The organism is Sphingobium sp. CFD-1 (assembly GCF_024611115.1).
In the GTDB taxonomy this organism is placed as follows: domain Bacteria; phylum Pseudomonadota; class Alphaproteobacteria; order Sphingomonadales; family Sphingomonadaceae; genus Sphingobium; species Sphingobium baderi_A.
This window is the reverse complement of record NZ_CP084398.1, coordinates 3102654-3118827: the sequence shown is the minus strand read 5'-3', so window position 1 is coordinate 3118827 and position 16174 is coordinate 3102654. Positions and strand designations below refer to the sequence as shown.

The 16174-nt window shown below is 65.3% G+C and carries 12 protein-coding genes; 11 read left to right on the top strand and 1 reads right to left on the bottom strand.

The features are described from left to right. Positions 1–9: 9 nt before the first annotated feature. Entirely contained in the window at positions 10–2058 is a 2049-nt protein-coding gene (locus tag LDB26_RS15680; RefSeq protein WP_257539121.1) for a lytic transglycosylase domain-containing protein, read from the bottom strand. A 148-nt stretch (positions 2059–2206) separates the two neighbouring features. Here LDB26_RS15680 and dapA point away from each other — a divergent pair, with 148 nt between their 5' ends. From dapA to clpS, 11 genes are all read left to right on the top strand, one after another. Further along, complete coding sequence (gene dapA, locus LDB26_RS15675; RefSeq protein ID WP_062061110.1) at positions 2207–3085, top strand: 4-hydroxy-tetrahydrodipicolinate synthase; 879 nt, start codon at positions 2207–2209, stop codon at positions 3083–3085. Between the two features lie 48 nt (positions 3086–3133). Continuing rightward, positions 3134–3616, top strand: coding sequence for an SsrA-binding protein SmpB (gene smpB, locus LDB26_RS15670; protein WP_062061107.1), 483 nt, complete (start codon positions 3134–3136; stop codon positions 3614–3616). After that, positions 3616–4224 carry a DUF2062 domain-containing protein gene (locus LDB26_RS15665; RefSeq protein WP_231746352.1) on the top strand — a complete coding sequence of 203 codons (609 nt, stop codon included), beginning with the start codon at positions 3616–3618 and terminating at the stop codon, positions 4222–4224. Before smpB ends, LDB26_RS15665 begins: the two co-directional genes overlap by 1 nt. 49 nt (positions 4225–4273) lie before the next feature. After that, positions 4274–6697, top strand: a complete 2424-nt coding sequence (locus LDB26_RS15660; RefSeq protein WP_257539119.1) for a PAS domain-containing sensor histidine kinase — start codon at positions 4274–4276, stop codon at positions 6695–6697. An 82-nt stretch (positions 6698–6779) separates the two neighbouring features. Further along, positions 6780–7139: a response regulator gene (locus tag LDB26_RS15655; protein ID WP_062060957.1), complete on the top strand. Its 360-nt coding sequence runs from the start codon at positions 6780–6782 to the stop codon at positions 7137–7139. 99 nt (positions 7140–7238) lie between these two features. Next, complete coding sequence (gene recA / locus LDB26_RS15650; RefSeq protein ID WP_062060953.1) at positions 7239–8312, top strand: recombinase RecA; 1074 nt, start codon at positions 7239–7241, stop codon at positions 8310–8312. A 534-nt stretch (positions 8313–8846) separates the two neighbouring features. Then, the gene (locus LDB26_RS15645) at positions 8847–9626 is read left to right on the top strand and encodes a transglutaminase family protein (protein WP_257539117.1); all 780 of its coding nucleotides are present in this window, start codon (positions 8847–8849) and stop codon (positions 9624–9626) included. A gap of 82 nt (positions 9627–9708) precedes the next feature. Continuing rightward, positions 9709–10524: an ImuA family protein gene (locus LDB26_RS15640; protein ID WP_306812069.1), complete on the top strand. Its 816-nt coding sequence runs from the start codon at positions 9709–9711 to the stop codon at positions 10522–10524. Then, a complete protein-coding gene (locus LDB26_RS15635) occupies positions 10412–12016 on the top strand; it encodes a DNA polymerase Y family protein (protein ID WP_257539115.1) in 1605 nt (534 codons plus the stop codon). The genes LDB26_RS15640 and LDB26_RS15635 overlap by 113 nt, the downstream gene beginning before the upstream one ends. Continuing rightward, a complete protein-coding gene (locus LDB26_RS15630) occupies positions 12013–15486 on the top strand; it encodes an error-prone DNA polymerase (RefSeq protein WP_257539114.1) in 3474 nt (1157 codons plus the stop codon). The genes LDB26_RS15635 and LDB26_RS15630 overlap by 4 nt, the downstream gene beginning before the upstream one ends. A 172-nt stretch (positions 15487–15658) precedes the next feature. After that, positions 15659–16039, top strand: a complete 381-nt coding sequence (gene clpS / locus LDB26_RS15625; RefSeq protein ID WP_062060940.1) for an ATP-dependent Clp protease adapter ClpS — start codon at positions 15659–15661, stop codon at positions 16037–16039. Positions 16040–16174 lie beyond the last annotated feature (135 nt).

Below are 16174 nucleotides of genomic sequence, written 5' to 3'. Positions count from 1 at the left end.
ACCGCAGCTTCAGCCCGGTGTCTGCTTCCCCAGATAGCGGCTCAGCACCGCCGGACTTCCCCGGAAGCGCGCCCGTTCCGGGTTCATCGCTTCATAGACGACGGCATTTTCCAGCACCCGCTGGACGTAATTCTTCGTCTCGTAGATCGGGATATTCTCGATCCAGCGCAGCCAATCGCCGCCCGGCAGACGCGGATCGCCATTGGCCGCCAGCCATTTGTTCACATTGCCCGGCCCGGCATTGTAAGCCGCCACCGCCAGCGGATAGCTGCCGCCATAATAGCTCATCATCCGCTCGAAATAAGAAGAGCCCAGCATGATGTTATAGCTGGTGTCGGTGGTCAGCGATCCGGGATTGTAACCCATCCCCAGCTTTCCCGCCTGCTCCCGCGCGGTGCCGGGCATGAGCTGCATCAGCCCGCGCGCTCCGGCATGGCTGATGGCGGCGCGGTCGAACTGGCTTTCCTGCCGCGCTATGGCGTGCACCATGGTCCAGTTGGACTGGGCCGATGGCGGCACCGGCACGCGGGGGAAAGCGCTCTCGCCATAGCCGGTCAGGCCGCTGGATACCGCGCGGCGCCCCACCATCACGCCCATGTCCGGGCGGCCGATGCTCTTGGCGAGTTCGGCAGCCAGATAATGATCGCTGTCGCTATCGGCATTATTGGCGATGGCGCGGGCGAATTTGCTCTGATCCTCCCAATAGCCCATCGCGCCCAGCGCCCGCACGGCGCGCACGACCGAACGGTTGTTGAACGCGGCCCGGTCGGCGGCGGAGATCTCCACCGGCCTTTCATAGGCGGCAGGCGCCGGGATAGGACGGCTCAGCCGCTCCAGCGAAAGCTGCCCGTAAAACTGGTCGGGGAAGACTGCTGCCTGCTGGAAATAGCTGTTGGCCGCTGCCGTGTCTCCCGCTGCCAGCGCGGCCCGCCCGGCCCAATAATAGCCCTTGGACTGGGTCTGCGGCGATTTGGCGGCGGTGGCGTAGCGGCGGAACATGCCCACCGCATCGGTGGGCCGGTTGAGCTTATAGAAAGCCGTGGTCCCCGCCAGCCAGGCAAGGCTGGTATAATCGTCCCGCTCGCCGATCGGACGGCCGCTGACGTCCGTGCCCGGCGCATAGGCGTCGTCGATCTTGCTGGCGATGCCCCATGCGAAGCTCCACTGGCTGTCATTCGCCGAAGCGCGGGCCTGGTTCAGCAGCACCTCGTAAAATTTCTCGGCATTGCCGGGCCGGAAGGACAGGGTGGCGCGATTGGCCAGATATTGCCGCGCCGCGACCCAGTTGCCGGTGTCGCGCAGCCACATCGCCTTGTCCGCGACGAAGCCCGCATCGGTCGCGCCCAGCGCTTCGGCCGCCTGCATCTTCATCGCCGCGTCGGGCGCTTTCTGGCGGAAGGCGATCCGCGCCGCATAGACTGGACGGCGGGCGGGCGAGACATAGGCCAGCATCCGCGTCGCGCCCATCACGTCATTGCCCCACAGCAGGACGTCTGCGCGCTGGTCGTGATCGGCGGCGGTGAAGCCCGACCCGAACAGCGACAGGAGCCGCATTTCGTCCGTCGGCGCCAGCGATCCGCCGGTCCATGCGTTATGCGCGGCCGCCCGCGCTTCGTCCATGCGGCCAAGCTGCATCAGCGCCAGCGCGTTGCGCGCGTGGCCGACCGCCGTGCGCGCCGGAAAGCGGGCGAAGAAGGCCGTTACCTGCCGGGGATCATAGCTGTCGGGATTGATCCCGGTTTCCGCCAGCCGCCGCATCCGGTCCTCCCCCGGCCAGCCGGGATTGGCCATGATGAAGCTGGCATAGGTGGAAAAGCCCAGGCCGTCGCTCTGCTGCAGGGCGCGCCACTGGCTGATGGCGCCATTGACCGAGGAATCGGACGAAACGCCCACCCGGCTGCTGACCTGATTCCACTGGCTTGCGCTGCTGGGCGTGCTGCCCTGGCCCGGAATGGGCTGAACGACCGCGCTGGGCGGAAAGTTGGGATTGGACGAAGCCGGGGCATCCACCTGCGCGCTGGCGCTGGCGGTGACGAGCAAAAGGGCAATCAAAGGCATAGGAACCATTAAACCATCTGGGCAAAGGGGCGAACGCATTATGGACATAATCGCAATTGCATCCTTATCAGGCCCTGAATGACGCGCTATAGCGCGCGGTTCAAGCAAACAATGCCCCGGAAGCCCGGAGAATTGAAGGAGTAAAAACATGTTTTCCGGGTCCATACCGGCTCTTGTGACGCCCTTTCGCGACGGGGCGATTGACGAGACGGCCTTCCGCGCCCTCGTCGATTGGCAGATCGCGGAGGGCAGCGGCGGTCTTGTCCCCTGCGGCACCACCGGGGAAAGCTCGACCATGACGGTGGCGGAACATAATCGCGTGATCGCGATCTGCGTCGATCAGGTGGCGGGCCGGGTGCCGGTGATCGCGGGCTGCGGATCGAACGACACGCGCATCGCCCTTGAACATATGTTCGCCGCGCAGGCGGCGGGCGCCGACGCCGCGCTGGTCGTCGCCCCATATTACAACAAGCCGAATCAGGAAGGCGTCTATCGCCATTTCGCGTATCTGGCGGAACGCTGCGACCTACCGATCGTGCTTTACAATGTGCCCGGTCGTACCATCACCGATATCGGCGTGCCGGTGATCCACCGGCTGGCGCAGGATTATCGCACCATAGTGGGGATCAAGGACGCTACCGGGAATCTGGGGCGTGTCACCGCGCAGCGCCTCGCCTGCGGGCCGGACTTCTGCCAGCTATCGGGTAATGACGAAACTGCGCTTGCCTTCAATGCATCGGGTGGACGGGGATGCATCTCCGTCACCGCGAATGTCGCGCCGCGCCTGTGCGCTGAATTTCAGGCGGCCTGCGCGCGCGCGGACTGGACCGGCGCGCTGGCGCTGCATGACCGGCTTTATCCGCTGCACGACGCGCTGTTCAGCGATTCTTCACCTGGGCCTGTCAAATATGCGCTCACGCGTGTCCGGCCCGACATGCCCGGCGACGTCCGCCTGCCGATCACCTGGCCGTCGGAATCGAGCCGTGCAGCCGTCGACCGGGCGCTGGAGATCGCCGGTCTGGTTTAATGGGCCTGCGACCCCATATGTGGACCCTCTTGGTTAGTTCTGGAAATTATGGCCCGTCCCCGTCCTGAAACATTCGACAAGAAGAAGATCGTCGCGGAAAACCGGCGCGCGCGCTTCGAATATTTCATCGACGACGTGTTCGAGGCCGGGATCGCGCTTCAGGGCACGGAGGTGAAGTCGCTGCGCTTTGGCGAGGGCCATATCGCCGAAAGCTATGCCGAGGTGAAGGGCGAGCAGGTGTGGCTGGTCAACAGCAACATCCCCGAATTCAGCCATGGCAATCGCTATAATCACGAACCCAAGCGCCCCCGCAAGCTGCTGCTGCACGAACGGGAGATCGCCCGGATGCACGGAGCGGTCGAGCGCAAGGGGATGACGCTGGTGCCGCTGTCCATCTATTTCAACAGCCGGGGCAAGGCGAAGGTGGAACTGGCCTTGGCGCGCGGCAAGAAGACCCATGACAAGCGTGAGACGATCAAGGAACGCGACTGGAAGCGCGATCAGCAGCGCATCATGAAGGCGCACGGCTGATGGGGCCTAAAGCGAGCATGGGGCGCTTCACCCGCTGGTGGCATGCCAATGCCCCGACCCGCGAATCGCTGGAGAATAACCGCTTCCTTGCTCCGGTCGCGCATCGGGTGCTGGAACCCTCGCTGTGGCGCTTCACCCGCCGCTCGGTGCCGCGCGGCGTGGCGCTGGGGCTGCTGGTCGGCATTTTCCTGCTGATCCCCGGCGTGCAGATCGCGGGCGCGGCGCTGCTGGCGCTGCCTTTCCGCGCGAATATCCCCGTCGCTGCTGCGATGACTTTCCTCTCCAATCCCGCAACGACGCCGTTCATCCTCTGGGCTTCGGTCTATATCGGCAACTGGATGCTGGGCCGGACCGCCGATGCGTCGGGTTTCATGGCGCTCGTCAATGACCATGCGACGATCGGGCAATGGTGCGCCTGGCTCTTTTCGGAAGCCGCGCCCGCCCTGCTATTTGGTCTGGCGCTGATTTCCTTTGCCGCCGCGGCCATCGGCTATTTCCTCGCCGACTGGTTCTGGCGCCACCGGATGGGACGGAAATGGCATGCGCGCAAATTGAGGATTGGCAAGCGGCCTGAAAGCAGCGCATTGGAGGAAATCGCGCCTGTCTGATTGCTAAGGCAGGGCGCGGGTCCAGGGCGGGTGCAGGGGGAACGCGGGCATGGCCACGCGGTTGAAAAGTAGGGATGATGCGTGGTTGGCACGGCCACCCTCGCGCCTTGCCTTGCCGCTGCTGATCGTCGCCGCGCTGATCTCCGCTGGCCTTGTCCTCTATGCGGCGGGCGACTGGGCGCTGGGGGCCGGTTTTGGCGCTGCCGTTCTGGTGATCGCGGCGCTGCTGTCCTGGTTCCGCCATCTCTATCCCCCTGCCGCCGCCGATAGCGAGGCGATACCGGACTGGACGGTGGCGCGCGCGGCCGCCGATGCCTCGAATATGGCGATTGCCGTGACGGACCGGACCGGGCGGCTGGTCTGCGCCAGCGACCTCTTCGGGGAATGGTTTGCCGGTTATCCGACGCCGCCTGCCCTCATCACCGATGCCACCGCGACCGAAAAGCTTGCCGATGCCGCGCGAAAGGCATGGAAGGATGGCGAAGCGGCGGTGCGCGGCATGGCGCATGGCGCGCTGCGGCTGGATGTCGAAATCTGCCGCACCGGCCGCGCGGAGGATTATCTGCTCTGGCGCTTCACGCCGGTCCGGCAGCCGAGCGCGCTGGACGACGTGCATCGTCTGTTGACGGGGGAAGCGGGGCGGCAGCTTGGCGAAGCGGGCGTCATGGCCGTGCTGATCGGCGGGGAAGGGCGCATCCGCGCCGCCAATGGCGCTTTCCTGCTGCGCGCCGTCGGTCGGATCGACGCCAATGCCAATGGTCGCGATTTCGCATCCCATATGCGGGTGGACGACAAGGGGCGCCTTTTCCTTGCCCGCGAACAGACCGGCGGCCTGCCCCTGCGCTTGCTTCAGGTGCCGCTGCGCCGCGCGACCCAGACGGGCGGAGGGCGGGGCAGCGGACAGGATGGCCCCATGCTCCTCCTCCTCATCGACGAACCGGGCGGCGGTGGCGGGACATCGGCGCTTTCCTACATCGAAACCCTGCTGTCGCTGCTGCCCTTCGGCCTTGCCATGGCGGACCGGGACGGGCGCGTGCTCTTCCTCAACAATGCCTTTGGCCGCGCGGTCGGGCTGAAGCCCGGCGACAAGCCCAGCTATCCCGGCGATCTCGTCGTGCGGGAGGATCAGGCCGCCGTGGCCGACGCTGTGCGCCGTTTTGCGGTCGGCCCGCAAATGTCGGGCGACATTGCCGTGCGGATGCGCGGCCAGCCCGACGATCCGACCGCGCTCAGCCTGGCGGGCGTGCGCGGCCTTGGCGAAGCGGCGGTGCTCCTCAGCCTCAAGGACAATAGCGAGGAAAGCAAGCTCAAGCGGCAGGTGGCGCAGGCGACCAAGATGCAGGCCATCGGCCAGCTCGCGGGCGGCGTGGCGCATGACTTCAACAATATCCTGACCGCCATCATCGGCCATTGCGACCTGATGCTGATGCGTCATACGCCGGGCGACAGCGATTATGACGATATTCAGCAGGTCAAGTCCAACAGCAACCGCGCGGCCGGGCTGACCCGCCAGCTCCTCGCCTTTTCCCGCCAGCAGACGTTGCGGCCGCAGATTCTCCAGCTTCCCGACATCGTGGCCGATGTTTCCAACCTGCTCAAACGCCTGCTGGGCGAAAGCGTGAAGCTGGAGGTAAGCCACGGCCGCAATCTGGGCGCGGTGCGCGCCGATCCCGGCCAGCTTGAGCAGGTGATCGTGAACCTGGCCGTCAACGCCCGCGACGCCATGCCGCAAGGCGGCACGCTCAACATCCAGACCTACGCCGTGCCCGCCGCGCGCGTGCGCGAAATGCGCCATCAGATATTGCCGGCGGGAGACTACACCGCCCTGCGCGTATCCGACACCGGCCTTGGCATATCCCCGGACGTGCTTGCCAAGATCTTCGAACCCTTCTTCACCACGAAGGAGCTGGGCAAGGGCACCGGCCTTGGCCTTTCGACCGTTTATGGCATCGTCAAGCAGTCGGGCGGCTATATCTTCGCCGAATCCGATCCGGGACAGGGCGCGAGTTTCGTCATCTACCTGCCCGTCTATCAGGGCGCGGACGTCGATCAGGCCGCAAAGCCGCAGGCCCCCGTCCGCCGCAGCGAGACTTGGGGCACCGGCACCGTCCTGCTGGTGGAGGATGAGGACATGGTCCGCGCCGTCGCCGAACGCGCGCTCGTGCGGCAGGGCTATAAGGTGCTGACCGCCAGCGACGGCGAACAGGGGCTGGAGGTTCTGGCCGGGGAGGAGAGGATCGACCTGCTCATATCGGACGTGGTCATGCCCAATATGGACGGCCCGTCGATGGTCGCGCGCGCGCGCCAGATGTATCCGGATCTGCCGGTGCTTTTCATGTCGGGCTATGCCGAGGAACAGCTCCGCAAGTCGATCGACATCGCCCATGTCGCCTTCCTGCCCAAACCCTTCTCCGTCAGCCAGTTGGCCGAAGCCGCGCGGGATGCGCTGGCCCTGGGTCCGGGGGTGGAATGACCTTGCGCTCGATCAAGGCATTAGGGCTGGGCAAGCCGTATCCGATACGATAGCGAAGCGTTTTCTAACAGGGAAGGCTGGCATGTCGGACGGCAAATCCATCCTGATCGTCGAAGATGAAGCGATGATCGGCATGATGCTGGAGGATTATCTCGATACGTTGGGCTACCGGCTGCACGGGCTGGCGACCTCGGTGGAGGAAGCTTGCGCGTTTGCGCGGCAGGGCGGCTTCGATGCCGCGTTGCTGGACTGCAATCTTCAGGGGGAGAAAAGCTGGGCGGTCGCCGACATTCTCGTCGAAAATGCCATTCCCTTCGTGTTCGCGACGGGCGGGATGGCCGATGACCTGCCGACCAGCCACGCGGACCGGCCCACTTTGGCCAAACCTTTCACCATTGGGGCGGTGGAACGCGCGCTGGGCAAGGCGCTGGAGAGGAAATAGGAAAATTCCGTTCCCCTCTTGTTCTTATGGAACAAACGGGATACATGATGGCCAGGCGCCGGAAGAATCGGCGCGTTCCGCTTGACAGGGGACAGGGCCATGAACGCAACGCTCTCACTCATCGATTCCAAAAAGACAGGGACAATGGACAGACAGAAAGCATTGGAAGCGGCCCTTTCCCAGATCGACCGCGCTTTTGGCAAAGGTTCGGCCATGAAGCTGGGCAGCCGCGAAAAGATAGAGATAGAGTCGATTTCGACCGGCTCGCTGGGTCTCGACATCGCGCTCGGCATCGGCGGCCTGCCCCGTGGGCGCGTCATAGAGATTTACGGGCCGGAAAGCTCGGGCAAGACCACATTGGCGCTGCACGTCATCGCCGAAGCGCAGAAAAGTGGTGGCGTCGCGGCTTTCGTCGATGCGGAACATGCGCTCGATCCGGGCTATGCGAAGAAACTGGGCGTGGACATCGACGAACTGATCGTGTCGCAGCCCGACACCGGCGAGCAGGCGCTGGAGATCGTCGACACGCTGGTCCGCTCCAATGCGATCGACGTGCTGGTGGTGGACTCGGTCGCGGCGCTGGTCCCTCGCGCGGAAATCGAAGGCGAAATGGGCGACAGCCATGTCGGCCTCCAGGCCCGCCTGATGAGCCAGGCGCTCCGCAAGCTGACCGGGTCGATCAGCCGTTCGCGCTGCATCGTGATCTTCATCAACCAGGTTCGCATGAAGATCGGCGTCATGTACGGCAATCCGGAAACGACGACCGGTGGCAATGCGCTCAAATTCTATGCATCCGTTCGCCTGGACATCCGCCGCACCGGCCAGATCAAGGATCGCGACGACATCGTCGGCAACGCGACCCGCGTGAAGGTGGTCAAGAACAAGGTCGCCCCGCCCTTCAAGCAGGTCGAATTCGACATCATGTATGGCGAGGGCATCTCCAAGATCGGCGAGATCCTCGACCTTGGCGTCAAGGCCGGCGTGGTCGAGAAATCGGGAGCATGGTTCTCCTATGACTCGGTCCGCATCGGTCAGGGCCGGGAAAATGCGAAAACCTTCCTCAAGGAAAATCCCGAAATGGCGGATCGTCTGGAACGAGCGATCCGGGGCAAGACCGAAGAGGTCGCTGAAGGGATGATGGCCGGACCCGAAGCGGATGACGATGGCGAATAGGGGCTGACTGCAACCTCCGGTCGGATCAACCGGAGGCTGGTCGGCGCAAGACTGCCCGTCTCATGCTTCACGCACTGAAAAGGCCCGCCGCGCAAAAGCGCGTGGCGGGCCTTTTACATGGACAATCATGTCGTTTGTAAACCGGAGTGACTGAAGGGCCGCTTTCGGCCAGACCTTGCCGTTAAGCGGAACGTGCAAATGATAGAACCGCCTTTGTTTTGGGGACGGAAATGGCGGGTTCCGGCCATATAGCCGCCACCTCACCTCCGTTCGGGCTGAGCGAAGTCGAAGCCTGTCCTGAGCGCCGCCGCAGGCGGCGTCGAAGGGCCTCCCTTACGCCCTTCGACTTCGCTCGGAGCGAACGAAGATGGGAATGGCGGACAGCCCACCTTCCACCCAAAACCGCCATTCGGAATTGCAAGCGACATAATCGCCTTTCCTTTCGTCTCGGCCATATAAATGGCTGGAGCATCGCGGGGGAGGAACGGACACAGGACTGACCGGTTGTGTTGCGGGACAAGGGAAAGGGCAGGCATGCGCCTCGGAATCGAAACCGTGCTGGATTATGATTTTGCCGAGCCCGCCGATGTCCTGCTGGCGCTGGAACCGGCGGAAATGCCGGATCAGCATGTGGTGGAACAGTCCTTGACCATCCAAGGAGCGGGGCCTGTCTCCACTCTGGGCGGAGGCAGCGCCGTGGGCCGTCGGGCATGGACCCATGCGGGCGTGGGCCGGATGACGCTGCGTTACCATGCGACGGTGGAGGTGGAGCGGATCGCGCCCGATCTTTCGGGACTGCGTAAGTCGCCCTTGCCCGATTTGCCCGAACTGGTGCTCCCCTTCATCTGGCCCAGCCGCTATTGCGAGGCGGACCGTTTCGCCAGCTTCGTCGAAGGGCATTTCCCCGGACTGGAGGGCGGCGCGCTGGTGCAGGCGCTGGTTCAATGGGTGCGGGACAATCTGCGCTATGTGCCGGGCAGTTCGGACGTGACGACCAGCGCGGTCGACAGCTTCGTCACCCAACAGGGCGTCTGCCGCGACTATGCCCATCTGACCGCCGCGCTCATCCGCGCCTGCGACATTCCGGCCCGGCTCGTCTCCGTCTATGCGTTGGACCTCGATCCGCCCGACTTCCATGCCGTGGTCGAAGTCTGGCTGGATGGGGCATGGCATCTGGTCGATGCCACGGATCTGGCGCCCATCGAAACCATGGTCCGCATCGCCGTGGGCCGCGATGCGACGGATATCGCTTTCATGACGGTTTTCGGGGCCGCCTCCCTTCATCGCCAGTCCATCCGCGTGCAGCGGCTTTAGGCTTTTACCTTCCCATTAGCGCAAACCGGCGATTGACAGGGAAGGTCGCAGGCTCGAAAAGAACAAATAGAGAACATTTATGATGATCGAGTCGGCCCGAAACCTTGATGCCCTCAAGCGGCGCCTCGCCTCGCTGGATCGCGTGGTCAGGACGCGCCATGCCCATTTCCCCTTTGGTCATGCGCCCCTTGACCGGATGCTGGGCGGCGGATTGGCGCGGGGGCGGGTGCATGAATTTTTTGCCTGCGAAGGCGGGGAGGCGGCGGCCACGGGACTTTCGCTGATCCTTGCGCGCCTTGCGGGACCGCAGGCCACGACCCTGTGGCTGCGTCCTTCCGCCGCCGCGCGTCAGGGCGTGCCTTATGGGCCGGGGCTGACGGCTTTGGGCGTAGACCCGGCGCATCTGCTGATCGGCGTGATGCAGGATGAAGCGATGTTGCTGCGCGCCGCCGTGGAAGCCTTGCGATCTCCTGCTCTGGGTGCGCTGCTGCTCGAAATCCGGGGGCGGGCGCCGCAACTGGACCTCACCGCCAGCCGTCGCCTGACGCTGGCGGCGGAGCAATCGGGCGTCACTGCGCTGCTTTTGCGCCTGGATGCCGATCCAACGGCCAGCGCCGCCGACACGCGCTGGCGAGTGGGGGCCGCGCCTTCCGTGCCCTTGCCCGGAAACGCGCCGGGCATGAGCGCTTTCGATCTCACCCTGCTGCGCCATCGCGGCGGGCGGGACGGCGTGGCGTGGCGATTGATCTGGGACAATGAGCGAGGCCTATTTGGAGACGGGCGCGATGAACGCGATGACCATGGACGGCAGGGAGAGGGACGAGAGGGCGGCGCGCCGCTATCTCGCGCTTCACTTTCCTTTCCTGCCGTTCGACCGGCTGCGGATCGCGCGGCCTGACCTGTGGGCCGCACGGCCGGATGGCGCGCCTGCGGCCATGGTGGAGCCGGTACGCGGCGCGATGCGTCTGGCCGCGCTGGATTGCGCCGCGCTGGAACTGGGTCTTGCCCCCGGCATGACGCTGGCCGATGCGCGGGCGCGGGAGCCGGATCTGGCCGTGTTCGAAGCGGCCCCTCATGCCGATCAGGACTGGCTGGAGCGCCTGTGCGACGGCTGCGCCCGCTACACCCCCATCGCCGCGCTCGATCCCCCCGCCGGGTTGATGCTCGACATTACCGGCTGCGCGCATCTCTGGAACGGGGAAGCCGGATTGGTGCAGGAGGCCGCGGACCGACTGGAGCGGCATGGCATGACGGTGCGTCATGCGCTCGCGTCCACGCCGGAAGCCGCTCATGCGCTCGTCCGCTTCCCCATCGCTTCCGCGCCCAATGAGGAATCTGCCCTGCGCCGCCTGCCCGTCGAGGCGCTGTGTCTGGAGGAGGAAAGCGCGGTGGCCCTGCGCCGCGCGGGGCTGCGGACCGTGGGCGATCTGGCCGCGCGTCCTGCCGCCACGCTGGCCGCGCGCTTCGGAGAGGCGGCGGTGGATGCGCTCCATCGCCTGCTGGGTCTGGGGCAGCGCCCCCTCGCGCCCCGCCGCGCCCGTCCCGCCATCCGCGTGGAGCGCCGCTTCGTCGAACCCATGGCCCGTACCGTCCATGCCCTTGCCGTCCTGTCGGACATGATCGACGAAGCCAGCGCGCGCCTTGCCGAACGGGGGCAAGGCGGCCGCCGCTTCGAAGCGGTCTTCTTCCGCAGCGACGGCCTGGCTTTCCCCCTGCGCGTTGAAACCAGCCTGCCTGTCCGCGACGCGCCCGCGATCCTGCGCCTGATCGAGGAGAAGATTGACGGCCTGTCCGATCCGCTCGATCCCGGTTTCGGCTTCGACATGCTGCGCCTCACCGTGCCGCGCGCCGAGCCGATGGCCCCTACCCAGCTCGCGCTGGAAGGCGGCGAGGCGCGCCGGGAAGAAGGGATCGCCGCGCTGATCGACCGGCTTTCGATCCGGGCGGGCCGGATGCAGATCCAGCGCCTTCACCCGCGCGACAGCCATATTCCCGAACAGGCCCAGTTGGCGCTTCCCGCCATCGAAAGCCCCACGCCTGCCCCATGGGCGCGACAGGAGGCGGCTGGCGATCCGCCGCTGCGGCCGCTCCATCTGTTCGACCCGCCCCAGCCGATCGACGTTCTGGCAGAGGTGCCGGACGGCCCCCCCCATCGCTTCCGCTGGCGGCGGATGCTCCATGAAGTCACGCGTTACGAAGGGCCCGAACGCATCGCCCCTGAATGGTGGACGGCCCATAGCGGCATGGTGAAGGGCGAGGATATAGGGCGCACCCGCGACTATTATCGGGTGGAGGATGCGCGCGGCCGCCGCTACTGGATTTTCCGCCACGGCCTTTACGGGACGGAGGCGGCGCATCCCGGCTGGTATCTGCACGGCCTGTTCGCATGAGCGCCCGCCCTGCCGATCCGCCGCCCTTCGCGGAACTGGTCGCCGCCACGCATTTTTCCTTCCTGCGCGGCGCATCCCATGGCGAGCATATGGTGCGGCAGGCGATCCTGCTGGGCCTCAAGGGGCTGGGCATAGCCGATCGCAACACGGTCGCTGGCGTGGTCCGCGCCTGGTCGGCCCGCAAACGCATCATCGCCGACGCGCAGGAAGCCATGCTGGTGGACAAGCGGGCGCGGGAAGGCGCGAGCGCGGAACTCACCGGCCCTGAAAAGGCCGCCTGCGTGCCCGACATGAAGCTGCTGACGGGCGCGCGGCTGGTCTTTGCCGACGGTACGCCCGACATCGTCGCCTATCCCGCGACGCGGCGGGGATGGGGGGAACTCACCAAATTGCTGACGCGGGGCAATCTGCGCTCCATCAAGGGCGACTGCATCCTCGAATATGCGGACCTGACCGCCCATCTCGACGATCTGCTGCTGATCGTCCTGCCCTGTTCCACCGCGACGGAGCAGACCGCGCACAGCAATCCGGTGGACTATGAACAGGATGAGCGCCCTTCCCCGGAAGCCGTCACCCAGGGTCATCTCAGCCTCCTCCCGCCGCCGCCGCCCGCCGATCTGGAGGCTTTGCTCGCCCGCCTTTCCCGCCTCGCACCGGGACGGGTCTGGCTGGGCGCTGCGCTGCGCCGCGACGGACGCGATGCGCGCAGGCTGGCGCAATATCAGGCGCTATCCGCCCGAACCGGCGCGCCGCTCATCGCGACCATGGATGCGCTCTACGCCACGCCGGAGCAGCGCCCGCTTCAGGATGTGCTCAGCTGCATCCGCGAAGGCGTCACCATCGCGCAGGCCGGTCGCCTGCTGGAGGCCAATGCCGAACGCCATCTCCACGCGCCCGCCGCCATAGCCCGCCTGTTCCGCGCCTGCCCGCAAGCGGTGGCGGAAACCGTCCGCTTCCTTGCCCGTGTCGGCTTCACGCTCGACCAGCTCCGCTACGAATATCCGCATGAGCCGGTGCCCGAAGGCTGGACCGCCCAGCAATGGTTGGAGGAACTCACCCTCACCGCCGCCCATGCCTATTACGGCCCCCGCATCCCGCCCAAGGTCCGCAAGCTGCTGGATGAGGAATTCGGCCTCATCGCCAGCCGCAACTATGCTTATTATTTCCTGACCGTTCACGACATCGTCGCCTTCGCCCGGATGCAGGGCATATTGTGCCAGGGGCGCGGATCGGCCGCCAATTCCATAGTCTGCTTCCTGCTCGGCGTCACCTCCATTGACCCGGCCAGGCACGATCTGCTCTTTTCCCGTTTCGTGTCGGAGGAGCGGGGAGAGCCGCCCGACATAGACGTCGATTTCGAGCACGAACGGCGCGAGGAGGTCATGCAATATATCTATGAGCGTTATGGCCGCCACCGCGCCGGGATCGCCGCGACCGTCATCCATTACCGCTCGCGCAGCGCCGTGCGCGAAGTGGCGAAGGTGCTGGGGCTCAGCGAAGATATTGCCGCCCGCCTCGCCGGCACCGTCTGGGGCAGCTATTCCAGCGACATGGACGAAGCGCGCTTCACGGAGGCCGGTTTCGCGCTCGATAATCCCCGCATCGTGCAGTTGCGGGCGATTGTCGACCAGTTGCTTATGGCGCCTTTTCCCCGGCATTTGTCCCAGCATGTCGGCGGTTTCGTCCTGACGCAGAATCGGCTCGATGAAACCGTGCCGCTTCACCATGCCGCGATGAAGGACCGCACCTTCATCGAATGGGACAAGGATGACATCGACGCCCTTGGCCTGATGAAAGTCGATGTGCTGGCGCTGGGGATGCTGACCTGCATACGCAAGGCGTTCGACCTGATCCGGCAGCAGGGGCTGGGCGACCCGAAGCTGACGGTCGACATCGATTCCAGCGATCCCAGGGTCTACGACATGCTGTGCAAGGGCGACAGCATCGGCGTGTTCCAGGTGGAAAGCCGCGCCCAGATTAACATGCTTCCCCGTTTGAAGCCGCGCGATCTCTACGACCTCACGATTCAGGTCGCGATCGTGCGCCCCGGTCCGATCGAAGGCGACATGGTCCATCCCTATCTACGCCGCCGCTGCGGGGAGGAGAAGGTCGTGTTTCCGTCACCCGCGCCGGAATGCGGCCCTTCCGATGAACTCAGGGCGCTGCTGGGCAAGACCTGCGGCGTGCCGCTCTTTCAGGAACAGGCGATGAAGCTCGCCATCACCGCCGCGAGCTTCAAACCAGCGGAAGCCAACCAGCTCCGCCGCGCCATGGCGACCTTCCGCAATGCCGGCACCATCCACCATTTCCGCGACAAGATGATAAATGGCATGACGGCGCGTGGCTATGACCGCGATTTCGCGCAGCGTTGCTTCAAGCAGATCGAGGGGTTCGGCAGCTATGGCTTCCCCGAAAGCCACGCTTTGTCCTTCGCCCGCCTCGTCTATGTCTCCGCCTGGATCAAATGCCATCACCCGGCCATCTTCGCCTGCGCGCTGCTTAATTCGCAGCCCATGGGTTTCTATGCCCCCGCCCAGATCGTCCGCGACGCGCGCGAGCATGGCGTCACCGTGCATGACGTGGATGTGAATATGAGCGCATGGGACAATGCGCTCGAACCGCTGTTGCGATCCCGCGACATGGTGCGGGGAGAGGGTGAGGGGAGGGCGCTTGCCCTGCGGCTGGGCCTGCGTCAGGTCGATGGCTTCCGTGAGGATTGGGCCGCCGGACTGGCGCAGGCCCGCGCAGAGGGCGGCCTGTTCACCAGCATGGAGGATCTGGCCCGCCGCGCGAGTCTCCCCGCCCGCGCCCTGCGCCTGCTGGCCGATGCGGATGCCTGCCGTTCGCTGGGGCAGGACCGCCGCGCCGCTCTTTGGGAAGCGCGGCGCACGCCGTCCGACGAACTGCCCCTGTTCGCCGCCGCCCGCAGCCGTGATCCCGCTGCCCGCGAACTGGGCGAGGAGTCGGACGCCAGGCTCCCCGCCATGCCGCTGTCGGAGCATGTCGCGACCGATTATCAGGTGACGCGCCTGTCCCTCAAAGGCCATCCCATGCAGTTTCTGCGCCCGGTTTTCGCCGGGGAGGGCGCTCTGACCTGCGCCGGGGTGGGGGCCGCGAAGAACGGCGCGCGCGTTCAGGTCGCCGGTGTCGTGCTGGTCCGCCAGCGTCCCGGCAAGGGCAATGCCGTTTTCATCACCATCGAGGATGAAACCGGCATCGCCAATATCCTGCTTTGGGCGCGCCTCTTCGAAATGCAGCGCCGTCCGGTCATGGCGTCCCGCCTGATGCTGGTGGAAGGCGAGGTTCAGCGCAGCAAGGAAGGCATCGTGCATCTGATGGCGACCCGCGTGCACGACCGCACGGCTGAGCTTGACCGCCTGACCGATGGCCACAGCGCCCATCCCCGCGCCCGCGCTTCCAGCCACCCGCGTAACGTCCGCATCCTTCCCGGCTCGCGCGATTTTCATTGAAGGGCGGGTGAAAGCGCCGCTACGCCGCCGGACGGAGGAGGGGATGGCGCCCGCTTCCTCCCATCCAAAAGGGGGCAAATGCCCGCTGTCCCACAGGCCCGGTTGTCCGTGCGATGGCCTGACGCGCGGCCCTCTTGTCATCAGGGCCCAAATCGCCATATTCTCGTCCATCATGGACAGCATCATCACTTCGGCGTCGGCACGGCCTTTCCTCATGGCGGGCAATGATCAGGACGATCATGGCGAGGGCGCCGGTGGGCCGAATGTCGGCATCGCCACCCGGACGCGCACGCGCACCAAAAAGCCGTCGCTTTACAAGGTTCTGATGCTGAACGACGATTATACGCCGATGGAATTCGTCGTTCACGTCCTCCAGCATTTCTTCCGCATGGACATGGAGGAAGCGACCCGCGTGATGCTCCATGTCCATCAGCGCGGTGTCGGCATATGCGGCATTTTCAGCTATGAAGTGGCCGAAACCAAGGTCAATCAGGTGATGGACTTCGCCCGGCAGAACCAGCACCCCCTGCAATGCACGCTGGAAAAGGCCTGAGCCTGCCTCGCTCACCGGAATATCTCATAATAGATTGAAAATATTGAATAATATAGCGGATTCCGCCGATCTGCGGCATCCGTCCAGAACGCTTTCCTTCTTCACCTCACTCTTGGTTTCACTATCGCCCCATCC

Coding starts and splice junctions, on each gene's coding strand:
- LDB26_RS15680 (WP_257539121.1), bottom strand. CDS start 2,058: ATGCCTTTGATTGCCCTTTTGCTCGTCACCGCCAGCGCCAGCGCGCAG.
- dapA (WP_062061110.1), top strand. CDS start 2,207: ATGTTTTCCGGGTCCATACCGGCTCTTGTGACGCCCTTTCGCGACGGG.
- smpB (WP_062061107.1), top strand. CDS start 3,134: ATGGCCCGTCCCCGTCCTGAAACATTCGACAAGAAGAAGATCGTCGCG.
- LDB26_RS15665 (WP_231746352.1), top strand. CDS start 3,616: ATGGGGCCTAAAGCGAGCATGGGGCGCTTCACCCGCTGGTGGCATGCC.
- LDB26_RS15660 (WP_257539119.1), top strand. CDS start 4,274: ATGGCCACGCGGTTGAAAAGTAGGGATGATGCGTGGTTGGCACGGCCA.
- LDB26_RS15655 (WP_062060957.1), top strand. CDS start 6,780: ATGTCGGACGGCAAATCCATCCTGATCGTCGAAGATGAAGCGATGATC.
- recA (WP_062060953.1), top strand. CDS start 7,239: ATGAACGCAACGCTCTCACTCATCGATTCCAAAAAGACAGGGACAATG.
- LDB26_RS15645 (WP_257539117.1), top strand. CDS start 8,847: ATGCGCCTCGGAATCGAAACCGTGCTGGATTATGATTTTGCCGAGCCC.
- LDB26_RS15640 (WP_306812069.1), top strand. CDS start 9,709: ATGATCGAGTCGGCCCGAAACCTTGATGCCCTCAAGCGGCGCCTCGCC.
- LDB26_RS15635 (WP_257539115.1), top strand. CDS start 10,412: ATGAACGCGATGACCATGGACGGCAGGGAGAGGGACGAGAGGGCGGCG.
- LDB26_RS15630 (WP_257539114.1), top strand. CDS start 12,013: ATGAGCGCCCGCCCTGCCGATCCGCCGCCCTTCGCGGAACTGGTCGCC.
- clpS (WP_062060940.1), top strand. CDS start 15,659: ATGGACAGCATCATCACTTCGGCGTCGGCACGGCCTTTCCTCATGGCG.